This window comes from Paenibacillus sp. JCM 9796 (assembly GCF_055379675.1).
On the sequence record NZ_AP043723.1, the window covers coordinates 3,583,150 to 3,604,568 of the forward strand.

At 57.4% G+C, this 21,419-nt stretch carries 26 protein-coding genes and 1 pseudogene; 16 read left to right on the forward strand and 11 right to left on the reverse strand.

Annotated elements, in window-relative coordinates; translation table 11 throughout:
- Positions 1-2: 2 nt before the first annotated feature.
- Positions 3-773 carry an IclR family transcriptional regulator gene (locus ACZ439_RS17265; protein WP_127608773.1) on the reverse strand — a complete coding sequence of 257 codons (771 nt, stop codon included), beginning with the start codon at positions 771-773 and terminating at the stop codon, positions 3-5.
- A 200-nt stretch (positions 774-973) separates the two neighbouring features.
- On the opposite strand from ACZ439_RS17265, the gene ACZ439_RS17270 reads away from it, so the two are divergent.
- Positions 974-1,483, forward strand: coding sequence for a dihydrofolate reductase (locus ACZ439_RS17270; protein ID WP_054799908.1), 510 nt, complete (start codon positions 974-976; stop codon positions 1,481-1,483).
- 99 nt (positions 1,484-1,582) lie between these two features.
- Positions 1,583-1,900: a hypothetical protein gene (locus ACZ439_RS17275; RefSeq protein WP_054797996.1), complete on the forward strand. Its 318-nt coding sequence runs from the start codon at positions 1,583-1,585 to the stop codon at positions 1,898-1,900.
- A gap of 80 nt (positions 1,901-1,980) precedes the next feature.
- On the opposite strand, the gene ACZ439_RS17280 is transcribed toward ACZ439_RS17275, so the two are convergent.
- Both ACZ439_RS17280 and ACZ439_RS17285 read right to left on the reverse strand, forming a co-directional pair.
- On the reverse strand, positions 1,981-2,280 hold the full coding sequence (locus ACZ439_RS17280; RefSeq protein ID WP_155615054.1) for a hypothetical protein: 300 nt from the start codon (positions 2,278-2,280) through the stop codon (positions 1,981-1,983).
- A 176-nt stretch (positions 2,281-2,456) separates the two neighbouring features.
- A complete protein-coding gene (locus ACZ439_RS17285; RefSeq protein WP_054797997.1) occupies positions 2,457-3,686 on the reverse strand; it encodes a glycosyltransferase family 2 protein in 1,230 nt (409 codons plus the stop codon).
- Positions 3,687-3,840: 154 nt separating this feature from the next.
- On the opposite strand from ACZ439_RS17285, the gene yyaC reads away from it, so the two are divergent.
- Together yyaC and ACZ439_RS17295 are read left to right on the forward strand one after the other, a co-directional pair.
- Positions 3,841-4,404 (forward strand): spore protease YyaC, encoded by a 564-nt coding sequence (yyaC, locus tag ACZ439_RS17290; protein ID WP_054797998.1) that lies wholly within the window; start codon positions 3,841-3,843, stop codon positions 4,402-4,404.
- A complete protein-coding gene (locus tag ACZ439_RS17295; protein ID WP_054797999.1) occupies positions 4,401-6,245 on the forward strand; it encodes an ABC transporter ATP-binding protein in 1,845 nt (614 codons plus the stop codon). The genes yyaC and ACZ439_RS17295 overlap by 4 nt, the downstream gene beginning before the upstream one ends.
- Positions 6,246-6,326: 81 nt before the next feature.
- On the opposite strand, the gene sugE is transcribed toward ACZ439_RS17295, so the two are convergent.
- Together sugE and ACZ439_RS17305 are read right to left on the reverse strand one after the other, a co-directional pair.
- Positions 6,327-6,641, reverse strand: a complete 315-nt coding sequence (gene sugE, locus ACZ439_RS17300; protein WP_127608771.1) for a quaternary ammonium compound efflux SMR transporter SugE — start codon at positions 6,639-6,641, stop codon at positions 6,327-6,329.
- A gap of 16 nt (positions 6,642-6,657) precedes the next feature.
- A complete protein-coding gene (locus tag ACZ439_RS17305) occupies positions 6,658-7,248 on the reverse strand; it encodes a TetR/AcrR family transcriptional regulator (RefSeq protein WP_054798001.1) in 591 nt (196 codons plus the stop codon).
- Positions 7,249-7,428: 180 nt separating this feature from the next.
- Here ACZ439_RS17305 and ACZ439_RS17310 point away from each other — a divergent pair, with 180 nt between their 5' ends.
- Entirely contained in the window at positions 7,429-7,719 is a 291-nt protein-coding gene (locus ACZ439_RS17310) for a hypothetical protein (protein ID WP_054798002.1), read from the forward strand.
- Positions 7,720-7,816: 97 nt separating this feature from the next.
- On the opposite strand, the gene ACZ439_RS17315 is transcribed toward ACZ439_RS17310, so the two are convergent.
- The gene (locus ACZ439_RS17315; RefSeq protein WP_155615052.1) at positions 7,817-8,581 is read right to left on the reverse strand and encodes a sulfite exporter TauE/SafE family protein; all 765 of its coding nucleotides are present in this window, start codon (positions 8,579-8,581) and stop codon (positions 7,817-7,819) included.
- Between the two features lie 102 nt (positions 8,582-8,683).
- Here ACZ439_RS17315 and ACZ439_RS17320 point away from each other — a divergent pair, with 102 nt between their 5' ends.
- Positions 8,684-10,291, forward strand: coding sequence for a sensor domain-containing diguanylate cyclase (locus ACZ439_RS17320; RefSeq protein WP_054798003.1), 1,608 nt, complete (start codon positions 8,684-8,686; stop codon positions 10,289-10,291).
- A 287-nt stretch (positions 10,292-10,578) separates the two neighbouring features.
- The gene (locus ACZ439_RS17325; RefSeq protein ID WP_054798004.1) at positions 10,579-11,247 is read left to right on the forward strand and encodes an NAD(P)H-binding protein; all 669 of its coding nucleotides are present in this window, start codon (positions 10,579-10,581) and stop codon (positions 11,245-11,247) included.
- A gap of 74 nt (positions 11,248-11,321) precedes the next feature.
- On the opposite strand, the gene ACZ439_RS17330 is transcribed toward ACZ439_RS17325, so the two are convergent.
- From ACZ439_RS17330 to ACZ439_RS17350, 5 genes are all read right to left on the reverse strand, one after another.
- Positions 11,322-11,636 carry a dehydrogenase gene (locus ACZ439_RS17330; protein WP_127608767.1) on the reverse strand — a complete coding sequence of 105 codons (315 nt, stop codon included), beginning with the start codon at positions 11,634-11,636 and terminating at the stop codon, positions 11,322-11,324.
- A gap of 109 nt (positions 11,637-11,745) precedes the next feature.
- On the reverse strand, positions 11,746-12,210 hold the full coding sequence (locus tag ACZ439_RS17335; protein WP_464619976.1) for a cupredoxin domain-containing protein: 465 nt from the start codon (positions 12,208-12,210) through the stop codon (positions 11,746-11,748).
- 91 nt (positions 12,211-12,301) lie between these two features.
- Complete coding sequence (locus ACZ439_RS17340; protein WP_141336411.1) at positions 12,302-13,537, reverse strand: MFS transporter; 1,236 nt, start codon at positions 13,535-13,537, stop codon at positions 12,302-12,304.
- A gap of 5 nt (positions 13,538-13,542) precedes the next feature.
- On the reverse strand, positions 13,543-13,995 hold the full coding sequence (locus tag ACZ439_RS17345) for a MarR family winged helix-turn-helix transcriptional regulator (protein WP_464619977.1): 453 nt from the start codon (positions 13,993-13,995) through the stop codon (positions 13,543-13,545).
- A 116-nt stretch (positions 13,996-14,111) separates the two neighbouring features.
- Positions 14,112-14,615, reverse strand: coding sequence for an HPP family protein (locus tag ACZ439_RS17350; RefSeq protein WP_127608764.1), 504 nt, complete (start codon positions 14,613-14,615; stop codon positions 14,112-14,114).
- Positions 14,616-14,755: 140 nt separating this feature from the next.
- Here ACZ439_RS17350 and ACZ439_RS17355 point away from each other — a divergent pair, with 140 nt between their 5' ends.
- The 9 genes and pseudogenes from ACZ439_RS17355 to ACZ439_RS17395 all read left to right on the forward strand — a co-directional run bounded on the left by ACZ439_RS17355 (position 14,756) and on the right by ACZ439_RS17395 (position 21,403).
- Positions 14,756-15,670, forward strand: coding sequence for a LysR family transcriptional regulator (locus ACZ439_RS17355; protein ID WP_464619978.1), 915 nt, complete (start codon positions 14,756-14,758; stop codon positions 15,668-15,670).
- 79 nt (positions 15,671-15,749) lie between these two features.
- Positions 15,750-16,370 (forward strand): annotated as a pseudogene (gene uptA, locus ACZ439_RS17360) (undecaprenyl phosphate transporter UptA); the annotation flags it as partial.
- Positions 16,371-16,433: 63 nt separating this feature from the next.
- A complete protein-coding gene (locus tag ACZ439_RS17365) occupies positions 16,434-16,904 on the forward strand; it encodes a nuclease-related domain-containing protein (RefSeq protein WP_230876211.1) in 471 nt (156 codons plus the stop codon).
- A 117-nt stretch (positions 16,905-17,021) separates the two neighbouring features.
- Positions 17,022-17,588, forward strand: coding sequence for a thioredoxin family protein (locus tag ACZ439_RS17370; protein ID WP_054800338.1), 567 nt, complete (start codon positions 17,022-17,024; stop codon positions 17,586-17,588).
- 10 nt (positions 17,589-17,598) lie between these two features.
- Positions 17,599-18,240 carry an MBL fold metallo-hydrolase gene (locus ACZ439_RS17375; RefSeq protein ID WP_054798301.1) on the forward strand — a complete coding sequence of 214 codons (642 nt, stop codon included), beginning with the start codon at positions 17,599-17,601 and terminating at the stop codon, positions 18,238-18,240.
- A 435-nt stretch (positions 18,241-18,675) separates the two neighbouring features.
- Positions 18,676-18,939, forward strand: a complete 264-nt coding sequence (locus ACZ439_RS17380; RefSeq protein ID WP_054798302.1) for a hypothetical protein — start codon at positions 18,676-18,678, stop codon at positions 18,937-18,939.
- 293 nt (positions 18,940-19,232) lie between these two features.
- Positions 19,233-20,405 carry a YhgE/Pip domain-containing protein gene (locus tag ACZ439_RS17385; protein WP_464619979.1) on the forward strand — a complete coding sequence of 391 codons (1,173 nt, stop codon included), beginning with the start codon at positions 19,233-19,235 and terminating at the stop codon, positions 20,403-20,405.
- 82 nt (positions 20,406-20,487) lie between these two features.
- Positions 20,488-21,087 (forward strand): TetR family transcriptional regulator, encoded by a 600-nt coding sequence (locus tag ACZ439_RS17390; protein WP_127608760.1) that lies wholly within the window; start codon positions 20,488-20,490, stop codon positions 21,085-21,087.
- A 67-nt stretch (positions 21,088-21,154) separates the two neighbouring features.
- The gene (locus ACZ439_RS17395; RefSeq protein WP_054798303.1) at positions 21,155-21,403 is read left to right on the forward strand and encodes a hypothetical protein; all 249 of its coding nucleotides are present in this window, start codon (positions 21,155-21,157) and stop codon (positions 21,401-21,403) included.
- Positions 21,404-21,419: the final 16 nt, after the last annotated feature.

The window sequence follows — 21,419 nt, forward strand, 5'->3', positions numbered from 1 at the left end:
GTCTAAGCGTAATGGCCCAATTTGCTGGAAATCTCATTCGCAGCGCTCTTGAGAATGCCAACCGCATGCGGAATATCGAAGTTCCGGATGTGCTCGGTCGGCCCCACAATACTAAGGGCGGCAATCACTCCTCCGGTGTAATCCCGCACAGGCACCCCGATGCTTGCAACCCCCTCGTGTATTTCATCCAGGCATATGGCGTACCCTCGACTGCGAACCTCCGCTAGATGCTGTTTAAACTGTTCAGAGTCGGTAATGGAGTTAGGGCCATAGGGCTGCAGGCGTTCGGCTATTTCCGCAATCATGTCCTCCTTCTGATAGGCGAGAAGAACTTTTCCTGTTCCGGTGCAGGATGCGGGGTTTCGGTTGCCGACCAAGGAGAGCAGGAGATCCGGATGCTTGATTTCCACTTTCTGAAGGTAGGCGACATCGGTGCCTTCCAATATGCCGATAAAGGCGCTCTCGCCCAATTGCTTCGCCAGATTCTCCAGGACAGGAAGCGCAATTCGATGAATTTCCATCTGGGTTGTAATAATACCGGTGTAACGCAGCAGGGCAAGACCAAGACGGTACTTGGACTTGGGGCCTTTTTCCAATAGGCCGTCGGCGGTAAGGAACGTCATAAGATGATAGACGGTGCTTTTATTCAATCCGAGCAGCCTGGCTATTTCGGTTACTCCCAGTTCGGGACGTTCCAAGGAGAACAAACGCAAGATGCGCATCGCATTTTTGACGGAATGGAGCGTGTAATCTTTTTTGTTAAGCGCTTTCATATAACCTCCAACACAATGAGCGGTAGTGGGCTTGCCCCTTACTTTTAGTATAACACGGCACCGGGAGGACTTGAAGGCGAAGATTTCCGTACACTTTCAAATGTGATATGATGGATAACAATTAAAATGCCCAAAATCATTGTGGTTAAACATTAAATGGGTTAGGGGAAATATAGGCAGGACGGAAGGAGTGTTGGCGGATGACGATTTCTTATATTTTGGCGATGGACGAGGCCCGGGGGATTGGGGTTGACAACCGGTTGCCCTGGCATTTACCGGCTGACCTGGCCTATTTTCGCAAGAAGACAACGGGGTCTACCATCTTAATGGGACGTAAAACGTATGATTCGATCGGTAAACCGCTGCCGAAGCGCACGAACGTTATTTTGACGCGGGACGCATCGTTTCAGGCCGAAGGCTGTACGGTCATCCGCTCGGTGGAGGAAGCTGCTCAAGTGTACGGACGCGGCGGCCGCAACGAGGAAGAAGAGCTGTTCGTCATCGGCGGAGCCGAAGTGTTTCAGCTGCTGATGCCGTACGCGGATCGGCTGTATATCACGGAAATTGCGCACCGTTTTGAGGCGGATACGTTCTTCCCGGAGCTCGAGCCGCTGGAGTGGCGTGAAGTTTCGCGCGAGCGGGGCGTCAAGGATGAGAAAAATCCCTACGATTATGATTTTGTCGTATACGAGCGCGTAAGGAAGCCGTAGGTTGCGCGGGCAGGGTGCCCCATGGAGGAATGAAAATGTCGGTTTTCGCGCATCTTAAAGGCTGAACGTACACATTGGAGCCGAGAGGAAGATGCCGACATGACCGAAGTGAACCAGCATCAAATGCCGCTGCGCCACGTCATCGACAACACCGAGAAGGCCATTCAAGTTGCCAAAGATGCGGAAATGGCCGTCAGACACGCCCAATTGGAGTCGAACCCGCACAAGGTGCAGGCTGCTTTGGCCGAGATGGAAGCCGCACAGCATGCGCTGCATAAAGCGCAGGGGCAGATGGTCGCCAAAGATAACGACCATCATCACCAAGAGCTTGCGCAGGTGCAGGATCAATTGACGCAAGCGATACAAAGTCTGGATGTTACCGCTTCGAACACACATCAGCCGAAGCAAGTCCGTTAAAAGCGGTACCGGTTCAAACCAAAAAACAGCTGGAGGTTGGCTTCATGCCATACTGTCCAAGCTGTTTTTTTGCCGTACATTTACTTGCGGCCGCGTCCCTGACCTTGCCAGCCGCCTTGCCCTTGACCATGTACTTGCCCATACTCCTGCCCATGCCCGCCGTATCCGCCATGTCCGTAATAATGTTCGTGTCCGCCATAGTGGTGGTGCGGATGGTAGTGGTACGGATGGTAGTGGTGCGGATGGTAGTGGTACGGATGGTAGTGGTGCGGATGGTAATGGTGTTGTGGATGATGGTACGGATATTGTGAACCGGACCAGCTTCTCTCCTGATCTTGAATTTGCGGATAACCGCTGGAAGAACGCGTATTTGCTGGCATAAGTCATTCTCTCCCTCGCTGTGTGAGTGTGCTGATTACGTAATAAGTATATGACGAACACACAGAAGGGTGTGCAGGTGCCTTAGCAATTGGGCTGATTTTTTACAAGGACTCGATGTGCTGGCGCAGCACAAGCAGAGCGAGCGTCATCAGCATGCTGATTTTTTCGGGATCTATTATGAATCCGAATCCTTCATGGACCGCAGCGCCTTCAGCGGATAGAACGTTCCCCGCCAATAAATGCCGCCTTGGCGCAAAGTCAATCCGACCGAGCGGACGACGACATAGGTTAACAGCAGGACGGCGGCAGGCAGAGCGATCGTTTCGATGCCGCTTCCGCCGGTCATGGCGCGAATCAACAGCAAGTAAACGACGACCATCAGCGCCGCAGACAAGGCGAACGTCCAGGCGCTCCAGCCGGGAAGCAGCAGCCACGCGATCCACGGGAAGAAGAACAAGCCGAGCTGGCCGCAAACCCCCAGCGCCGCTTTCCACAAACGGTAGCCGAAGCCGGAAAATAAATTTTTCTCCAGCCCGCGGACGGCGTCGTGCAGGGTGGCATACCATTCGACCTCAATATGGTCCGCTCCCGAGGCGAGCCGCTGCCGCAATCGGGCGCGTTTCACCAGTCGTCCGAGCTGCAAGTCGTCGTCTGGCCGCATGGCCAACGCCTTGTGTGTGCCGATTCGCTCGTAAGCGTGCCGAGTAATCAAGTTGAAGGCCCCGATGCCCATGCCGTGCTTGTGCTGAAAATCGTCGTTAGAGCGCCAAGGACGCACATACAAGCCGAGCGTAAAGAAGAAATATTGCACGAACGCCTTCAGCCAAAAGCCCCGCATCCGCATTCGGGGAGCCAGCGTCAGATGATCGGCTTGCTCCTCCTGCAAATAATGAACCGCGTCGGAAACCGTGTTCGGGGCAAACTTGACATCGGCGTCGGTAAACAGCAAGTATTTGCCGCGAGCCTGGGCGTAGCCTTGATACAGCGCGTGGTTTTTCCCGATCCAGCCGGACGGGAGCGATGTAATATGAATGATGCGTACCGGTATGTGAAGATCGCCGCGGTTCTCGGACCAGCGCCTGAGCTCGTCCAGCTTGCGGCCGGTGCTGTCGCGGGAGCGGTCGTTCACGGCGATAATCTCGATTCGCGGATAGGTTTGATCGAGCAGATGCTTCACCGTATCGGCAATCGTTGACTCTTCCTCCTTCGCGGCGATGATGATCGATACGAGCGGTGGAAGGGAGGGCGCCTGCTTGTCCGCCGACCGCTTAGGCTGCGCCGGTATAGTCGGATGACCCGCGTAACGGGGCAGCTTGAACATCCATCGCCGGGCACGAAGCACGTCCAGCAGCATGAAGAGCCAGTAGCCAAGCGCTGCTAAGGCCAAGCCTTCCGTGAAATTCATGGTTCACCTTCATTCTGTACTCGGTTTTCAGAAAATTATAGCATGCCTGGATCAGGCGCAACAAATGCTGCGGGGCGTTGTCCAGTCGCCTGATGCTGCCATATAATAAAAGAATGAAGATTCGGCAGCTAGAATCGGGTGAGGGGGAATGGCGATGGGGGGAGATACGGCGCAGCCGTTATTTCGGAAAAAGGTAAGGGCGGACGAACTGCCTGAGTTTCTGCGGTTGATCCGGCAGCAGGGGGTGACGACGCTTGACCTGTTGTTTCTTTGTATTGGAACGGATCGCTCGACTGGGGATGCGCTCGGGCCTCTCATCGGCTCGATGCTGGAGGAGTCCGGCTACCGGCATGTGATCGGAACGCTTGCGCATCCTCTGGATGCGAGCAATCTGTTCGAGCGTCTCCATGAAATACCGCCGGGCAAAGTGGCGATCGCTATCGATGCCTGTCTTGGGCAGGCGTCCTCGTTAGGATGGTACCAGGTATCGAACCGACCGATCGCACCGGGCAAATCTGTCGGCAAGCAGCTGCCCCTGCTGGGCACGTATTCGATAGCCGGGATCGTGAACATGGATGCCGGGCAGAAGTACGCCATCTTGCAGAGCACGTCCCTGAACCGGGTGATGAATATGGCCCGAGAAGTGACGGCGGCGATTCGCGCCGTATTTCCTCTTCCTTCAGAATCGGAAGGCAAGCATAAGGAGGAGCGTTCATGAGAGGAATGGGCGCAGGCGGATCGAGACACGATCTGCAGGAGCGCGGCCAGGCGGAGCTCAAGGACGTGCCGTTGTCCCGCATATACGGACTGTTCCGCAAGTACAGGGGGCAGTTGACAGCGATCGTGCTGCTGGCGCTGGTCGGCGGCGTGATCGGTCTCATCCCCCCGCTCGTGATGCGGGAGATCATCGATCATGCGCTGCCGGAAGGCAATAAAACGGGACTGCTCGTCATGGTCGGTCTGCTCGTGCTGCTGCCGCTCGCGAGCGGGCTGCTCGGCGTTTGGCAAAACCATCAGAACACGAAGGTCGCTCAAGGCGTTATGCGCGATTTACGGCAGTCGCTGTTCGCCAATCTGCAGCGGCAATCGCTGGGGTTCTTTACCGACGCGAAAGCGGGCGAGATCATCCAGCGGCTGACCGGGGACGTACAGGCGGTGCAGAACGTCGTCTCCACGCTCGTCGTCTCGGCGGTAACGCAATCCGCGATCGTGCTGACGAGTGTCGGCATTTTGTTCGCGCTGGATTGGCAGCTGGCGATCTTGGCGACGGTCATCCTGCCGTTGTTCCTGCTGCCGGTTCGGCAAGTGTCGGCGATCCGCAAGCGGCTCCGCATCGAGACGCAGCGCGTGCGGGGCGATATGTCCGCCCGTCTGGGCGAAATCTTCGGCGTGTCGGGCGCGCTGCTGACCCGCATCTTTCAGCAGGAGCCGCAGCAGCAGCGGCAGTTCTCCGAGCTGAACGAACGGGTTATGCAGCTGGAGCTTCGGCTCAATTTGGTCGGGCGCTGGTTCGGGATGGTCATCGGGGTGCTGGGGCCGCTCGGAACCGCCCTGATTTATTTGTACGGCGGCTGGAAGGTGATCGAGGGAACGATGACGATCGGCAGCATCGTCGCCTTCGCTGCTTACCTCGGCATGCTATACGGACCGGTCGCCACGCTGCTCAATTTGCGGGTGGAGCTGGGAACGGTGCTCGGCGTGTTCCAACGGCTGTTCGAGTACGAGGATGTGGTTCCCGAAATTAGCGATCGTGAAGGCGCCGAGCCGCTTCGGGAGGTGGAAGGCCGCATCGAATATTGCGGCGTCTCCTATGCTTATCAGCCGGGACAATATGCGCTGCAGGACGTGACTTTCAGCGCGAATCCGGGCGAAGTGACGGCAATCGTCGGGCCGAGCGGCGCGGGCAAGTCGACGCTGATCGGACTGATTGCGCGGTTATACGATCCGACCGAAGGGGCTGTTACCATCGACGGTCGCGATATCCGGGACGTCACGCTCCACAGCTTGCGGAAACAAATGGCTTTCGTGACTCAAGAGTCGTTCCTGTTTCACGATACGGTACGTCAAAATCTGCTCTTTGCGAAGCCCGAAGCCTCGCAGGAAGAAATCGAGGAGGCCTGTAGACAGGCCTATATCCATGAGGTCATCTCCGCCTTGCCGCAAGGCTACGATACGATGGTTGGCGAGCGGGGGCACCGGCTCTCCGGCGGCGAACGCCAGCGGCTGTCGATTGCCCGCGCGATCTTGAAGGACCCGCGCATCCTTATCCTCGACGAAGCGACTTCGCATCTCGATTCGGCTTCGGAAGCATTCGTGCAGGCGGCGCTTGACGAGCTGATGCGCGGGCGGACGACGCTCGTCATCGCACACCGGCTGTCGACAATTTTGACCGCCGACCGCATCGTAGTCATGGAGGCGGGGCGTATCGCGGAGACCGGAAGACATGCCGGGCTGCTTGCGGCGGATGGGCTGTACGCGAAGCTGTACCGCACGCAATTCGCCAAAGCCGGGGCTGATGCTGAAGCGGAGATGCGCGCTTCTACCGCCAAGTCACGGTAGAAGCTGATTGCGGCATGGCACCGCGGAACGAACACATAACGAAAAGCGGAACCGGATGCAGGATCACAGTTCCGCTTTTCGTTATGCCGTCATTTTCAGGCCGATAAGGCCGACCAGAATGGCGATCAAAAAACCGATCCGCAGCAAATCGCGCGGTTCCCCGAGAAACAGCATGCCGATCACAACCGTACCGACGGCGCCGATACCGGTCCAGACGGCGTAAGCGGTGCCCATCGGCAGCGTTTTGATCGCGAGCGACAGGAAATAGAAGCTGACGATCATGCCGGCTGCCGTCAGGATGCTTGGCGTCAGCCGCGTCCACCCGTTCGTATATTTTAACCCGATGGCCCAAAAAACCTCCATCAATCCGGCAATCACCAAATAAACCCAAGCCATGGTGCTTATCTCCCCTCTAGATGATGTTCGCTTGCATAATGCCTTTCCAAAATATGGACCACACGGCATCGATCCGCTGTTGCCAGTCATCGCGCCGGTAATAATATTGCTGCAAGAACATGCCGTCCAGCAGGCAGTAGAACGAAGCGATCAGATCGTCGACAGGCTCCCGGCGAAGCAGGCCGGAACGCATGCCTTCCTCGAAAATATTGCCCAGCGCTTCGTCCAGCAGCCGTTCCGATAAGGCGAATTGCTCGCGCAGCTTGTCCTGCAGCGGCGCGGGCGGGAACAGCAGAGCCACCTTCAAGAAGGTCACTTGCTCCTGACCAAGCAAATAGCTGCGGCTTGCATCCTGAAACAGCGTACGCAGCTTCTCCTCTACGCCCCGGTCTTGCAAATCCCCGATCAACTGCTTCATCCGGCGCGTATGCTCCTGAAGACAGTCTTCGAAGACGGCTATGAACAAGTCGTCTTTGCTTTTATAGTGAGCGTAGATGGAAGGCGTTCTGATACCGACGGCGGCTGCGATTTCTGACAGCGGAACACCGTCGTACCCGCTTCGCGCAAATAGCTGCAGCGCGGCCTCTCTTATTTTACCGGCAGTCATCCTGCCCCCTCCTTCCTAACTAACGATAATTAGGCAATGCCGATTATACAAGGTTTCCACTCTAAAGTAAAGGGATACAAGCCGTCCCATTCTTTTCACATAACGAGGTTCGTCCGCATATATAATGGATATTACCCTCTTGGTGTCATCATCCGATCGCCTGGTAAAGGAGCAATGCGTATGCGTCAAATTCATCATATCAACCTTAAGGACGAAAGCGGGCGCATTTACTGCTGCTTGCGAAATAAAGTGGTGAAGTTCGACGAGAAGCAGCGGCATGATTTTTGCGGGGGCTGCAGTATGTTTGCCGGCGAAGCGGGCGGGTTGGGCGTCGAGTGCGTCTGGGAGGATTTACGCCCGGTAAGCGATCCGCACACGGCCCAAGACCCTGCAGCTGAATGGCGCAGCAATCAAATCAAGCACATTTGGCCTGCCGACCATTTGGCTACCTGTATCGTTAACACGACGTGATACCCTGCGTAAAAAAAAGGGTTTCGACAATACGTGTCGAAAAAATAAGGAGAGGTTGAGCGCCGAATTAATCGGACCGCACACCTCTCCATTTGTTTTATAAGAGCAGATCCCATAGCTGCTTGCCGATCAACAACGACGTGACCCCGATAAAGAGGGGCTTTACATAAGTCGAGCCTTTGCGGATAGCAAGCTGCGAACCGACGTAAGCCCCGACGATCATAGACAAGCCCATAGGCAGTCCGTAGCCGATATGCACCGACTTTAACAGAAAGAAGGAGGCGAGGCTTGCGATGTTGCTTGCAAAGTTCAATACTTTGGCGTTCGCCGATGCGCCGACAAAATCGTAACCGATCATGAGAAACAGGAACAGCAGAAACGAGCCGGTTCCGGGTCCGAAGAAGCCGTCGTAAAACCCGAGCGCGAACGCGCAGGCGGCAAGTCCTGTGCGGCGGAGCGGCGTCATCGGCTTCAAGCTGCCCGAGCCGTTCCAGTTCTTCTTGACTAACGTATAGATTAATATGACGATTAGCAAGCCCACGACAAGCGGCCGGAGAAAGTCGGAAGGCAGCAGATGCACCGTGTAGGTGCCAAGCGCCGCGCCGACGAACGATAGCGGAAACAGAAGCAGCGAAATCTTTTTATGTATTTTCCCTGAACGAAAAAAAGAGACGGTGCTCGTCAGCGACGACAGCGTCCCGCCGAGCTTGTTGGTGCCGAGCACGAGACCGGGCGGCAATCCGGTGAGCATCAGCGCAGGCACGGAGATGAGCCCGCCGCCGCCAACGACCGAATCGATGAATGCAGCTACAAATCCAGCCGCGATCAGAAACAGGAGCATGTCTAAAGCCGGCCATTCCATCTAGCGACTCTCCTTTTTTTCACACAATAGATTCAGTATAGTCAACCAGCCGTTATTTCTCAATGAAAACTTATCATGCGATAGTAGGAAAGGAGTTGACCGATGGTTCGTGCTGCACGGCAACAAACGTTGAAACAAAAATTGCGTATGTGGTATGCCGTCCTTATTCTCGTTCTCGGCTTATCGGTCGTGCTGGCCTACTTCTTCACTACGCAGCGGCAGGCCAGAGAGGTCGCGCACCGCGAATTGGGAAATCAGCTGACGCTGCAGGCGATGATGATCGAGAACTGGTTGCGGGAGCGGATGAGCGATATTCGGCAAATGTCAGAGACGCAAGCCGTCCAGAAGCTGCAGAAGGACGGGATACGCCGCAATTTCGAAAGCTTCATCCGGCAGCAGCACGAGTTTGAGAGGCTCGTGTTCGTTAATAAGAACGGTGAAATGGAACTAGACACGTCATCGACGTCAGGCGCGTTGGTTGCGGATCGGGAATATTTTAAAGCCGCTCAGCAGGGGAATTCGTATATGTCTGACGTGATGATCGGCAGATTGTCCGGTAAACCGATTCTGGCCTTCTCGTACCCGACTTATGACGAGCATGGCAGCTGGTCCGGATTGATCTTCGGCTCGGTAAGGCTGCCGACGCTGCAGCATGTTATACATACACTCGACAACGATAATGCGGAGTTTTATGTGCTCGACTGGCAGGGGACGCTGATTACGGCACCGGAGGACTTGCAGCTGGATCCTCAGCAGAACGTCAAGATCGATACGGAAATCGTCGAACGCGCGCGCGGCGGAATAAGCAGCGGGGCTTCGTATCTCAATTATCGGAACGAACGCGTATACGGCGAATATCGCTTGGTGGGAGGGGGACGCTGGATCATTATCGGCGAGATCGGCCGCCATGATTTGTTCGCCAATATATACAACACGATGTTCGTGGTGAGCGCGATCATCGTGATTTTCCTGATCGTCAGCTACAGCGGCATCAAAATTTTGACAAGGCGCATCGAACGGCCGCTTGCGCTCCTGCTGGAAGGCACGAAACATCTCAAGGAAGGCGGCTTCGATTACCGCATCGAGGCGTCGTCGTTCCGTCAAGCGCCCGTCGAGCTGCGCGAGCTGTGCGATACGTTCAACCTGATGTCCGGTAAGCTGGAGTCGAATGTGAGGCTTCTGGAGGAATACGCGCTGCTGGATCCGCTGACCGGATTGCACAACCGCCGCTACATGATGCAAACCGGCGGGCAGCTGCTGCTTGGCGCGCTGGCTTCGGGGAAAACCTGTACCGTACTGATGGTGGATATCGATTACTTCAAGCAGGTGAACGACACGTACGGCCATCTGATGGGCGACCTTGTGCTTCGGTATGTCGCGACCCGCATACGCGAAGCTTGCGGGAGCGGCGATATAGCGGTGCGATACGGCGGGGAAGAGTTTATGATCCTCTCCCTGCAGTCGGACGAGGAACACGGCCGCACGTTGGCGGAGAAGCTGCGTACATCTGTCGCTTCCATTCCGTTCGAGGAGCAGGGACTGCGCATTCCATTGACCCTAAGCATAGGCGGGGTGACGAAGCGCGAAGCGGTCGAGGACGGAGACGGCACCGAGATCCTCTGGAAACTGATCCGGGTTGGCGATCAAGCGCTGTACGACGCCAAACGAAGCGGCCGGAACCGTGTGGCGTGGAGGGCTGCACACGAGTAGGCGTGTGCCCATGGAGAAAGTCGCGGTCCACAGCGGAAGGAATCGAGCGGTTGAATAAGCCAGGGAATAGGCGAACAGGTGAGTGAGCGGGAGAACCGGGCGACCGGACGAAGGAGCGGCCGGATGGCCGGCTAACCGGGGGACACGCTCCGGCTTCATGGCAGACGGCTTCATGGCAGACGTTGCGGGGGCCGGTATGGTTGTTGACGGAGTTTGTTGTGTTTACCGGCCCGGCATGAAATAATACGGATAACTAAACGATGAAACGCCAAAGGGGGAGAAGCGGGATGTCGAAAATTGCGGTTGTGGCCGGCGCTACAGGACTGGTCGGGGGTGAGCTTGTCCGCTTGCTGCTGGAGCATGCGGGGTACGATCATGTAGTGACGCTCGGGCGGCGGCAGACGGGACTGCAGCACCCTAGGCTGACGGAACGAACCGTTTTGTTCGATCGGCTGGAGGAGGGGACGGACCAGCTGCTGCAGGGCGCGGACGTGTTCTGCGCACTGGGGACGACGATCAGGAAGGCGGGGAGCGAGGCGGCTTTCCGCCAAGTCGAATACGAGTACCCCTTGGCGCTGGGAAGAGCGGCATTGCGGGACGGGGCCGCCCGGTTTCTGATGGTGTCCTCCATCGGTGCGAACCGGGAGTCGAGCTTCTTCTACCTGCGGGTTAAAGGGGATATCGAGCAGGCTTTAGCGGAGCTGAAGCTGCCGGAGCTTGCGATTTTCCGCCCTTCGCAGCTGCTGGGCGAACGCAAGGAAGCCCGGCCCGCGGAGCGGTTGGCCGGGGTGCTGGTTAAGCCGCTCGGCAAGCTGCTGATCGGCCGGTTGGCCAAGTATCGCGCGATCGAAGCGCGGACGGTGGCCTTGGCCATGGTCCGCGCTGCGCAGCGGGGAACGCCCGGCGTCCGCATCTACGAGTCGAACGAGATCGCGGCGCTGGCTGCCGGGACATAGCGCATCATCTTCCGTTATACCCCGGCGGCAGCCGAAAAAAAGACCTGGCGCGCCAGGTCTTTTTTGAATCAGCCTCAACCTCCGAACGAATCCCGAAACGCGCGAGCCAGCACTTCCCGCTCCACGCCGTAGATTTCAGCCACCTCGCCGCATACGTGTTCGTTGAACCAATCGGCAAGCAGCTTCCGATTGCTACCGTTCTCGGCGATATAGGGCAAGTTTGCCAGCACCTTCTTGAAATAGACGTCGTCGGCTCGGTCGATTTGCTCCGCTGTGATGTGACGGCCGACTTTTTTGCGCGCGCGATACAATTCCCGGCTGCAAGTGCGGCGAATTTGCCGAACCGAAGGCAGCGGCTGCTGATGCTTCATTTTATTCCCCGGCTGCATAGGCCCCTGTCACTCTCCTTCCTGCTTACATCGTATGCGGAAGGGCGGGCGGGCGTACCGCCGGGTAAACGGAGCCGGAGCGGCTTACCGCTGCGGCCTGCTGAGCTTGCTACTTATCCACGACCAAATAGCCGATCATCGGGCCGTTGTGCGCGATATCCGGATGCGTCAAACAGACAATGCGGTAAATGCCGGCCTCGTCGGCGCGGAAGCTGACGACGGTCTCCTCGCCTTTCTTGACCTCCCCTTTAACGTTCAGCCCCTCGATCACGAACGGATGGCTGGCGCCGTTGACGCCGAAGATGCTGAGCCGGACGTTGTCGCCTTTTTTGACATAAATCGTTCCGGGATCCCAGCGGTAAGCTTCGATCGTCCTGCCGTTCGGGCCGATTGACTTGAACTCTCCGGTAACGAGCTGAACGGTCCGTACGGCGGAGGTGGAGGCCGGAGCCATCGCCTCGCGCAGCTCGTCACGCTGCAAGAACAAATACGCCGCTCCGCCCAGCAGCAGGGCGGCGGCTCCAAGCTTGAACGCGCGTATTTGTTTGGAGCTAAGCACAATAAATTTGGTCATAGGAATCACCTGCATCTCAAGGTTTGTACCTTGAGTGTATGCAGCGGCTTGTCTGAACATGTCCGGGCTTGGCCTGAAAGCTTGCTGCGTTCTAGCCCGCCGCTTTCGGAAGTGCTTTGGACTCCGCCAACAGCGCGAGTCCGTACACGAGCAGGAAGACGAGCATGATGACGGCCGAAGCGCGGTACATGATTGCGTAACCGACGCCGGCTGCGATGCTGCCGAGCAGGAGGGAACCGAAAGCGATGCCGAGATCGATGGAGTTGTAAAAAGCCGCGTTCGCCGCGCCCCGCATCTCCGGACGCACCGATTTGACCATCCAGGCTTGCAGCGAAGGCTGCAGCATGCCGTAACCAAGGCCGTATGCGGCTGCGGAAAGGAGCAAGCCTGCGATGCCTGCGGTGTACGATAGGCAGATGAGGCCGGCGATAACCAGCAGCGCGGCAGGCGGCAGCACGGCGCGATGTCCTTTAAGGTCGAACAGCTTCCCCGCTATCGGACGGATCAGCACGATGGCCGCGGCGTTGGTGAGAAAAAACCAGCCGACGTTGGCCAGATGCGCTTCCTTGCCGAACAGCGCCAAGAAGCTGATCAAGCCGCCGTAGGTAAAGGAAAGCATCATGCTGAGCAGGAAAGGGACGGCCAGCGTTTTGCTGATTTTGCGCCGCGGCTTTGGTGCGATGCGAACGGCCGCGCTGGTAGCGCTTGTTGTGGTCGAAGGGCCGGTCGAGCCGCTCGGCACGCGTCTAGTGCGGATGCCGAAGGTTAGCGGCAGGATGAGGGCGCCGAGCACGGTCGAGACGAACACCAACGTGCCGAATCCGTAGGCGTCGAGCAGCCACAGGCCGATCACCGGAGCGAGCGCCATGGATAAGCCGGTCGAGAGGCCGAAATAGCCCATGCCTTCGCCGATGCGCTTCAAAGGGATGACATCCGATGCCATCGTCCCGTAAACGGTGCTGGTCATCCCGAAGCCGACGCCGTAAAGAACCCGAATCGCCAGAAACAAAGCAAAAGCTCCCGCAGCGTAAAAGCTTGCCGTCGATAAAATATAAAGCCCCAGCCCGATCAGAACGATCCAGGTGCGCTGGGACCCCTTGGTAAGTGCGCGTCCGGCAAATAAGCGGGCGACGATCGCCGAGAGCGCAAACAGGCTGATCACGAGGCTGACCGCCCATTGATCGGCTCCGAACGCGTCGGACACATAAGCGGGCAGGGCGGGAGTAATCATTTGCAAATTCAAATAAAGCAGCAAATTGCTGACCGTCAGCAGGATGAAATCCCGGGTCCACAGCTTGGCGGCAGGTGGTTCTTGTTGTACATTCATGGTGGTTAGGCCTCCTGTTGTTGATGCAGCGCGTCAAGCTGTCGATGCAGCTGCAGGTGCGTTTCGCGGAACCGGGCAAGATCTTCGGCATCAAGGCCGGCAAAAATTTCCGCCAGCGTCGCTTTCTCGAGCGGCAGCAGCACGTCAAGTCGTTCCCGGCCGAGCGGGGTCAAATAGACGAGGAACGACCGGCGGTCCGCTGCGCTCATTTCTTTATGGACAAGCCCCTTGCGAATGAGGCAGTCGAGAATGCGGGCCGTCGTCGGCTGATCTTTCACCGTGCGCGCGGCGATTTCCTTCTGGCTGATCCCGTCCTGCTCAGCCAACCGGCAAAGCACCGAAAACTGTTCCGTCGTAATGTCGTATTCTTTAAACCGCGCGGCGAGGATGCCGACCATCTTGCGGTACGTTTGCCCGATCAAAAAGCCCATCGACAGAGTCGGATTCTCAGATGACAAAGCTGTACACCTCCTCCCATATAAATAATTGCTATGACAATTATATGTGTAACAATCGAAAATGTAAATAGCCCTGCTTCCCGAAGGCGAAGCAGGGCTATTCGCGCGGTGCGCCGTTACCGCCACCGCTGCGGATACGGCCGCCGCAGGAGGCGGTGAAACGCCCAGGCAACGGCGACGATCAGCGCGGACCCGAGCAAAGCGGGGGTCCAGAGGAAGCTCCATGCGGCGCCTCCCAGCATGACGACGAGCGGATCGGCGCCGGCGGGCGGGTGCAGCGTCCGGGTCAGCTGCATCAGCGTGATGGCAAGTCCGACGCCGAGTGCGGCCGACCAGGCGTGGAAACCGACCGTATGCTGCAGCGCCAGCCCGATCGCGGTGCTGAGCAGGTGACCGCCGACGATGCTGCGCGGCTGCGCCAAGGGGCTGCCCGGCAGTGCGAAAGCGAGCACGCACGAAGCGCCAAGCGGCGCCATCAGCAGCAGAGCGCCGCTCCATGCGCCGAGCTGTACGATGGCGAAGATGGCGGCGAAAGCGCCGAGGCCTGGCGCGAGGAAGGCGAGCGCTCGACGCAAGGGCGAGCTTTTGGAAGTGGAAGCGTCAGAGGCAGAGGTAGTCATGCAGCAGGCTCCTTTACGAATCGAGTCGGATAGGTTTGAAACGATGATACGTTTATGCTAGCATGAGACAGATGGATTTGAATAACGAATGATTATGATATCTGGTATTTGTAAATTCGATGGGTAAACGAGGTGGGCGGATGTTGCTGGACCGGTTGGAGGGGCGTTTTTTTCGCACGTTTATCGCGGTGTTGGAGGAGCGCAGTATAAGTAAAGCGGCGGCAAGGCTGGGCTATGTGCAGTCTACCGTAACGACGCAAGTCCGGCTGCTCGAGGAAAGCGTCGGACAGCGGTTGTTCGATCGGCTTCCCCGCGGGGTCGAACCGACTGAGGCGGGGCGTAAGCTGGAGGCGTATGCGTACCGGTTTTTGCAGCTCGGCGCGGAGCTGGAAGAAGGCTTGGCGGAGCACGGCGAGCCGCGCGGCGTCGTACGCTTGCAGGTGTTGGAGTCGTTCGGGGCGTCTTATTTATGGGACGCGCTGCAATCCTTTTTCATCAAGTATCCGCACATCGACGTCCAGATCGCTGCCGGATTTCAGGCGGACACGCTCGAGGCGCTGCGCGACCGTCGCATCGATCTGGGACTCATTCCGGGACTGGGGGAGGGAGGATGGACTGATATGGAGTTTGAACCGGTCGCCCGCGACGAGCTCATCTGGGTGGCCTCGCCGGAACGAGCCGAGCGGATTCGGGCCAAGGGGTGGGGAGGGGCGGCGGACGCCCGGCTGGTCGGGTTCGGCAGCCGCTGCATGTACACGTCCGAGGCGGAGTCGCTATTGAGCGGGGAAGCCGCCCGTGCGATGGGGCGCGCCGAGTTTGCTTCGCTGGATATGATCAAGCAAGCGGTGCGCAGCGGCTGGGGGATCGCTTTCGTTCCCCGTTCCGGGGTGAGTCGGGAGCTGGCCGCCGGGACGCTATCGGCGTGCGCTCCGCTCGGGAAGAAGGAGATCACACACGGGCTCGTGCATCTGAAACAGCGAACGCCGCGTCGTCCCGTGAATTTGCTGCGCGCCCATATCGCGGGCTGCGGTCTGAACAGGCTTATGATAGAATAAGATAGGCTTGAGAGAGACAAGAGCGGCAAGCTAACCTATATTTCGGAAAATCATAGGGAGAGGAAGAGGCTGTGAGGTCATGAGTGAGCTATTGCATAACTTGATTACTACGGCGCTTCATTTTATTGAAGGGCTGGGCGTATGGGGCATTCTGCTCGGACTCGCCCTGGAGGTCATCCCGAGTGAGATTGTGCTCGCCTACGGCGGTTTCCTGGTGTCCCGCGGCCAAGTGTCGCTGGTCGGCGCCATTGTATTCGGCACGATCGGCTGCATGCTGCAGCAATTGATCTTGTATGGGCTCGGACGTTACGGCGGTCGTCCGGTGCTTGACAAATTCGGCAAGTATTTGCATCTGAAGAAAAAACATCTCGATATTGCGGAAAATTGGTTTAACCGATACGGGCCCGGTATGGTCTTCCTGGCGCGCTTCGTGCCGGTGCTGCGTCAAGCGATTTCGATTCCCGCCGGAATGGCGCGGATGCCGGTTTGGAAGTTTCTGTTTTTCACGCTGCTGGGGACCATTCCATGGGCGATTTTGTTTGTCTATTTAGGACAGGCGCTTGGCGACAATTGGGAACAGATCGATGAAGTGGCCGCTCCTTATGTGAAGCCTTCGTTATATGGGGCGATCGCGCTTGCCTTGCTTTATTTTGTTTGGAAATGGCTCATTCGCCGGGCGGCGCGTCGTCGTGAGGGGAGCGGGACGGCTCCGGCTGCACCGGCTAAAGAACTCAGCGATGGAGAGCATGCCACAGCTCATCAATTGAAGTACATCGGAGGCGAATACCGCATCCTTCACGGCCTCCGGGTCAAGGGCGGCGGCTCGCAGCAGCAGATCGGCCATATTGTCATCGGGCCCAACGGCGTCTTTCATATCGAATCGAATCATGCATCGGGCGAGATTCGATTCGACGAGAGCAGTCTCGGCCGGGCGCAAACGAATGCACTTCGCGACGGCACCGGCGAGGCCGGCAGACAAGATCCGACGGTGCATTTGTACCGGCACGAGCGCGTCTTGAAAGAACTGCTGAAGGAGCATAAGCTGCGTGCGGACGTCGTGGGCATCGTCTGCTTCACCCATCCGGACAGTCAGTTGATCGGCTCAAGTCCCGCCTTTGCGACGTTGAAAGCGGACAGGCTCGTGCAGCATATTAAGACCTATCGCCCGACCCGGACGCTCAGTCCGGCAGACGTCGCTTCCATCGAACGCCTGATTACCGAAAACAGCCAGTAAGAGGCGTTCTCCGGGTTCCCTCGCTCCCAGCGATTTTACGCAGATCATTTGGAGCAAGGGAACTTTTTTTGGTACAATAATCCATAGCAACACCTAATCAAGGAGGATGAAGCCGAGATGAGCAAAAATTTGAGCAGCAAGCTGCGCAAAGGATTGTCGCCCGAGCAGTTTATAAGCGGGATGACGAAAAACCAGGAGAAGTTCAAAGAGTGGTACGACGCGTTCACGTGGGAGAACGAGGCGGACAAAGAGTTTTTCGAATCGCTCAACAACCGTGACGATTTGCACTGCCTGATTTTGGCGGCCGATTGGTGCGGCGACGTTGTACGCAACGTGCCTGCAGTATTCCGCGCGCTTGAAATTTCCGGCATTCCGACCGAGGTGCTGATTAAAGAAGAGCATCCGGACGTGATGGCCGACTTCCTGACGATGGGCGGCGAAGCGATTCCGATCGTCATTTTTACCGATTTCAGCGGGTTCGTGCTCGGCCATTGGGGACCGCGTCCGGCGCACGTGCAAGCGGTTATGAACAAGTTCAAGCAGGAAAACCCGGACCGTGAAGCCCCGGATTATCAAGATAAAATCAAAGTCGCGCGCGAAGAGATGGTCCGCCAGTACGGTGAAGGCACCGGTTACCAGACGGTCATCGTGAAAGAGCTTCGCGAGCTGCTGTCCACGTTCTAAGGCGCCGGCTATGGAACAAAAACCGGTTTTGAAGGTGGAAGCATTCTCGCTTGGACCGCTGCAGACGAATGCCTATCTGCTCACCGTTCCCGGCGTGAACAAGGGCGTCGTCATCGACCCCGGAATGAACCCCGGACCGCTGTTGAAACGGATCGGCGATCTGGAGATCGAGGCGATTCTGCTGACGCACGCCCACTTCGATCATATCGGAGGCGTGGACGAACTGCGGCACAGCAAAGGCTGTCCGGTCTATCTGCACGATGCGGAGAGCGACTGGCTCACCGATCCGAAGCGGAACGGCTCGGCGCGGTGGCCCGAGCTTGGCGCGCCGATTACGACCGATCCGGCCGAGCACGGGCTTGACGACGGCCAGCGGCTGACGCTGCTGGAAGGAGTTACCTTCCAGGTGTTCCATACGCCGGGCCATTCGCCGGGCAGCGTCAGCTTCCTGTACGGCAACCAGCTGTTCGGTGGCGACGTGCTGTTCAAGCTGTCCGTCGGCCGCACCGATTTGCCGGGCGGCAGTCAGCGCGACCTGATGGATTCGATCCATGGCAAGCTGTTCGATCTGCCGGACGATACGATCGTCTACCCGGGACACGGCCCGAAGACGACGATCGGTTACGAGCGGGAGCATAACCCGTACGTATAGATAAGGCAACAAGAACCCCTTCCTTCGAGGGGTTCTTTTCGGTTTGTAAACCGGGGGAGACGAGAGGAGGGTCCGCCTGCCTTCTGCCGTTCTGCCGTTCTGCCGCTCTGCCGCTCGCAGCGGTCCGAACAACTGTTGCTGACGAGTTCCGGGGCGCCCGAACCCTCCTGTTTGGCGATGCCGAGGCAAGCGGGCGGTATGCGCCCTTCACGCCGCCCGCCGGTTCCTGCGGTTTGCCCGATTTGGCAGTTTCGGCGCAGGGCGGGAGTCCAATTTTCCAGACATGGGTGAATACCGTGATCCGCAAACGTGGAAGGCCATAGACTGATGATGTGTTCGAGAGGAACACCTGACTATGACGGTCCGCCCGGACCTGGACCACCGCCTGCATGCATTCACGGCGGCTCCGCCAAATATTACGGAGGTGTTTATCCTATGGAAAAGTATCAACCGTTCGCTATGCCGGCCCCAATGCCAGCTCCAATGCCAGCTCCGATGCCTATGGCCGTTTCTCCGGTCGAAATGCCGGAGCCGATGTACGGCGCTCCGATCAACGTTCATTATGAAGAAGTTAACATTTACGCGCCGAAGAAACACCACCACCATCATCATCACGGAGGCCTGTGGCCGTCTACCGCGATCATCCTGGTGCTGTACATCCTGCTCGTCATCGTTCTCCGCAGCTCGTTCCGCGGTTGACCCCGCCGGCTGACGGCGGTTTGGCCTTAAGAGCGGCCTGCTGCTGAAGCCAAGGTCACAAGGCTCCCTGCGTTAGATCTTCGGGGAGCCTTGCGGAAGGCCTTGGCCGATAGGTCCGGGTTCTATCTATGCCCTTCCATGAACGCCTTCCCCTTATGCCTGTTTTGCCCCCAGGAAAAAGCTTGAAAACATCGTTGACAAAGAAATTTCTCCCGCCTATAATTTAAACAAACGTTTAATTTAAACAAATGTTTAAGTTAAACATCCTATACATAGATAAGGGAGAGATTGTCATGCTGCAAGCGTTACAAGCTTATTTTAAAAAGCCCGCAACCGTCATCGGTATTGCTACTGCCATGATGTTCCAAATCATTTTCAGCCTGATTTGGATGACTGGATACAACGGAGTAACCGATAACGTCAACCAGTTGAAAATTGCTGTCGTCAACGAAGACCCCGCAATGGGGGCCAACATTGTCGAACAGCTTGCCGGCAGCCTGCCTTTCCAGCTCGTGAAAGAGAGTTCGCTCGACCAAGCCCAAGACAAGCTGAACGAGCGTGAAGTGCAGATGGTGCTTCACCTGCCCGCCGACCTCTCCAAGCAGCTGCAGGCGCAAGGACAGCAGGCCGAAATCCGGTACGTCATTAACGAATCGAATCCTGCGTTGATCAAAAGCATGATGCAAAGCGTAGCATCCGGCGTAACCGCCGCCGTTAATAAAGAAGCGACGGTCGCAGGCGCGGAAGCGGTGTTGAAGCAGGCGAAAGTTCCGGCACCGCAAGCGCAGGCAATCGCTCAAGGCATTTCCGATAAAGTGAAGTCGAACATTGCCTATACGAACACGGTTCAAGGCATGAACAACCAAATGGTGCCGATGATGATGGTGCTCGCGTCTTTCGTTGGCGCCATGATTATGGGGATGAACGTGCAGCAGGCCACGATGCAGCTCGGGCCGGACTTTTCCCGATGGAGCAAATTCGGCGCGCGCGTCGTGATTAACCTCGCATCCTCCGTCGTTATTGCCTTGATCGGCACGTCCCTGGTTGTCGCGATGGGCGGGCAGCACGCCGGCGGATTTGTTTCCGTATGGCTGTTTCAGGCGCTGTTTCTCATGACGTTCATGTTCTTCTCGCAGATGTTCCTGATCATTTTCGGGATGGCCGGCATGTTGTTTAATATCGCGATGTTATCCGTGCAGCTCGTATCGTCCGGCGCCATGGTGCCGCGAGAATTGCTCGGAAGCTTCTATCACAGCTTCAGCCAGTACTTGCCGGCGACCTATGCGGTGGAGGGCGGCATGAACTTGCTGTTCGGCGGTCCGAGCGCGGCCGGGGATGCGGGAGCGCTTGCCTGCATTCTCCTCGTGTGCGCCGCGGCCGGCTTGCTTGCCACCGGCTTGCGTAAAGAAAGCAACAAGCCGAACGAGGCGGCTGTAAAGACCGGCGAACCGGTTCCCGCTCGCTAAGGATACCGCTTCAGGCCTTGCGATTCGTGTCCATTCGTTCCATAATGAAGAAACAACTGTCCCCAGAGAAGGAGAATGCGGCATGGCTGCAGCCGAATCCGAAATGAAAATGCGTATCCTGCTCGCCGCCAAAAAGCTGTTTGCCAAACAGGGCTTTGACGGCACGAGCGTTAGACAAATATGCGAGGAAGCCGGTGCGAACGTCGCGCTCGTCTCGTATTATTTCGGCGGGAAGGAGAACGTGTTTCGGGCGCTGTTCGAGAACTTTTTTCCCGGCCAACGGATGTCGGAATACGAGACGCTGTTGAAAGATCCCGTGGAAGGGCTTCGGCTGCTCGTCACCGAGGTGATCATGTTCGGCATGGAGGATATCGAGTTCAGCACGATTTTACAGCAGGAGCTGGAGATGCGCTCGGCGCGCACCGAGATCGTGACTTCCTTCACGGCGCCGATTTGGCGTAAAGCGCGCGAGCTGCTGGAGCAAGGCCGTGCGCAGGGCGTCTTTCAGTTCGATTCGTTGGACCATGCCTGGATGTTCGTCATGGGAGCGGCGTTAGCTCATAAAAAAATTATCAACTACGCCTCCATGCTGTCGGAAAGCGAACTCGATCCGGAACAGACGGCCAGTCAGACGGTCAAATACATTTTCGCGGCGTTTCGCCCCAGCGGGACATCCGCCTAAGCCAAACCGGGCTTTTACCGCATAAGATACAGCATCCGACAATCCGAATAAGCGAAGGGTGATGGATATGGTGAGCAGGTTGCCGGGCTTAATCCGGAACGTGAACGAAGGATTGGATGAACTGCTGGTTGCGATGGATAAAGTCCATACGATCTGGCAATCGGCCGAGCAGATGTCCCCGGTCTTCAAGCAGCTGGCTAACGTGGTGGCCGACGTTCAAGCGGCCGTCGCCAGACCGAAGAAGAAGGCGGTACGACTAAGCCGTACGAATGGACGTAAGCGTCGAAGCGGCCGTTCCCGCGTGCCGCGGTATTAACACGTAGTAAGGCATT

Excerpts from the sequence above, each read along its gene's own strand:
- yyaC (WP_054797998.1), top strand. The coding sequence starts at position 3,841 with ATGGGGGGAGATACGGCGCAGCCGTTATTTCGGAAAAAGGTAAGGGCG.
- ACZ439_RS17285 (WP_054797997.1), bottom strand. The coding sequence starts at position 3,686 with ATGAATTTCACGGAAGGCTTGGCCTTAGCAGCGCTTGGCTACTGGCTC.
- ACZ439_RS17295 (WP_054797999.1), top strand. The coding sequence starts at position 4,401 with ATGAGAGGAATGGGCGCAGGCGGATCGAGACACGATCTGCAGGAGCGC.
- ACZ439_RS17265 (WP_127608773.1), bottom strand. The coding sequence starts at position 773 with ATGAAAGCGCTTAACAAAAAAGATTACACGCTCCATTCCGTCAAAAAT.
- ACZ439_RS17375 (WP_054798301.1), top strand. The coding sequence starts at position 17,599 with ATGGAACAAAAACCGGTTTTGAAGGTGGAAGCATTCTCGCTTGGACCG.
- ACZ439_RS17275 (WP_054797996.1), top strand. The coding sequence starts at position 1,583 with ATGACCGAAGTGAACCAGCATCAAATGCCGCTGCGCCACGTCATCGAC.
- ACZ439_RS17305 (WP_054798001.1), bottom strand. The coding sequence starts at position 7,248 with ATGACTGCCGGTAAAATAAGAGAGGCCGCGCTGCAGCTATTTGCGCGA.
- ACZ439_RS17385 (WP_464619979.1), top strand. The coding sequence starts at position 19,233 with ATGCTGCAAGCGTTACAAGCTTATTTTAAAAAGCCCGCAACCGTCATC.
- sugE (WP_127608771.1), bottom strand. The coding sequence starts at position 6,641 with ATGGCTTGGGTTTATTTGGTGATTGCCGGATTGATGGAGGTTTTTTGG.
- ACZ439_RS17270 (WP_054799908.1), top strand. The coding sequence starts at position 974 with ATGACGATTTCTTATATTTTGGCGATGGACGAGGCCCGGGGGATTGGG.
- ACZ439_RS17350 (WP_127608764.1), bottom strand. The coding sequence starts at position 14,615 with ATGACTACCTCTGCCTCTGACGCTTCCACTTCCAAAAGCTCGCCCTTG.
- ACZ439_RS17280 (WP_155615054.1), bottom strand. The coding sequence starts at position 2,280 with ATGCCAGCAAATACGCGTTCTTCCAGCGGTTATCCGCAAATTCAAGAT.
- ACZ439_RS17330 (WP_127608767.1), bottom strand. The coding sequence starts at position 11,636 with ATGCAGCCGGGGAATAAAATGAAGCATCAGCAGCCGCTGCCTTCGGTT.
- ACZ439_RS17395 (WP_054798303.1), top strand. The coding sequence starts at position 21,155 with ATGGTGAGCAGGTTGCCGGGCTTAATCCGGAACGTGAACGAAGGATTG.
- ACZ439_RS17320 (WP_054798003.1), top strand. The coding sequence starts at position 8,684 with ATGGTTCGTGCTGCACGGCAACAAACGTTGAAACAAAAATTGCGTATG.
- ACZ439_RS17335 (WP_464619976.1), bottom strand. The coding sequence starts at position 12,210 with ATGACCAAATTTATTGTGCTTAGCTCCAAACAAATACGCGCGTTCAAG.
- ACZ439_RS17355 (WP_464619978.1), top strand. The coding sequence starts at position 14,756 with ATGTTGCTGGACCGGTTGGAGGGGCGTTTTTTTCGCACGTTTATCGCG.
- ACZ439_RS17325 (WP_054798004.1), top strand. The coding sequence starts at position 10,579 with ATGTCGAAAATTGCGGTTGTGGCCGGCGCTACAGGACTGGTCGGGGGT.
- ACZ439_RS17340 (WP_141336411.1), bottom strand. The coding sequence starts at position 13,537 with ATGAATGTACAACAAGAACCACCTGCCGCCAAGCTGTGGACCCGGGAT.
- ACZ439_RS17310 (WP_054798002.1), top strand. The coding sequence starts at position 7,429 with ATGCGTCAAATTCATCATATCAACCTTAAGGACGAAAGCGGGCGCATT.
- ACZ439_RS17390 (WP_127608760.1), top strand. The coding sequence starts at position 20,488 with ATGGCTGCAGCCGAATCCGAAATGAAAATGCGTATCCTGCTCGCCGCC.
- ACZ439_RS17370 (WP_054800338.1), top strand. The coding sequence starts at position 17,022 with ATGAGCAAAAATTTGAGCAGCAAGCTGCGCAAAGGATTGTCGCCCGAG.
- ACZ439_RS17380 (WP_054798302.1), top strand. The coding sequence starts at position 18,676 with ATGGAAAAGTATCAACCGTTCGCTATGCCGGCCCCAATGCCAGCTCCA.
- ACZ439_RS17315 (WP_155615052.1), bottom strand. The coding sequence starts at position 8,581 with ATGGAATGGCCGGCTTTAGACATGCTCCTGTTTCTGATCGCGGCTGGA.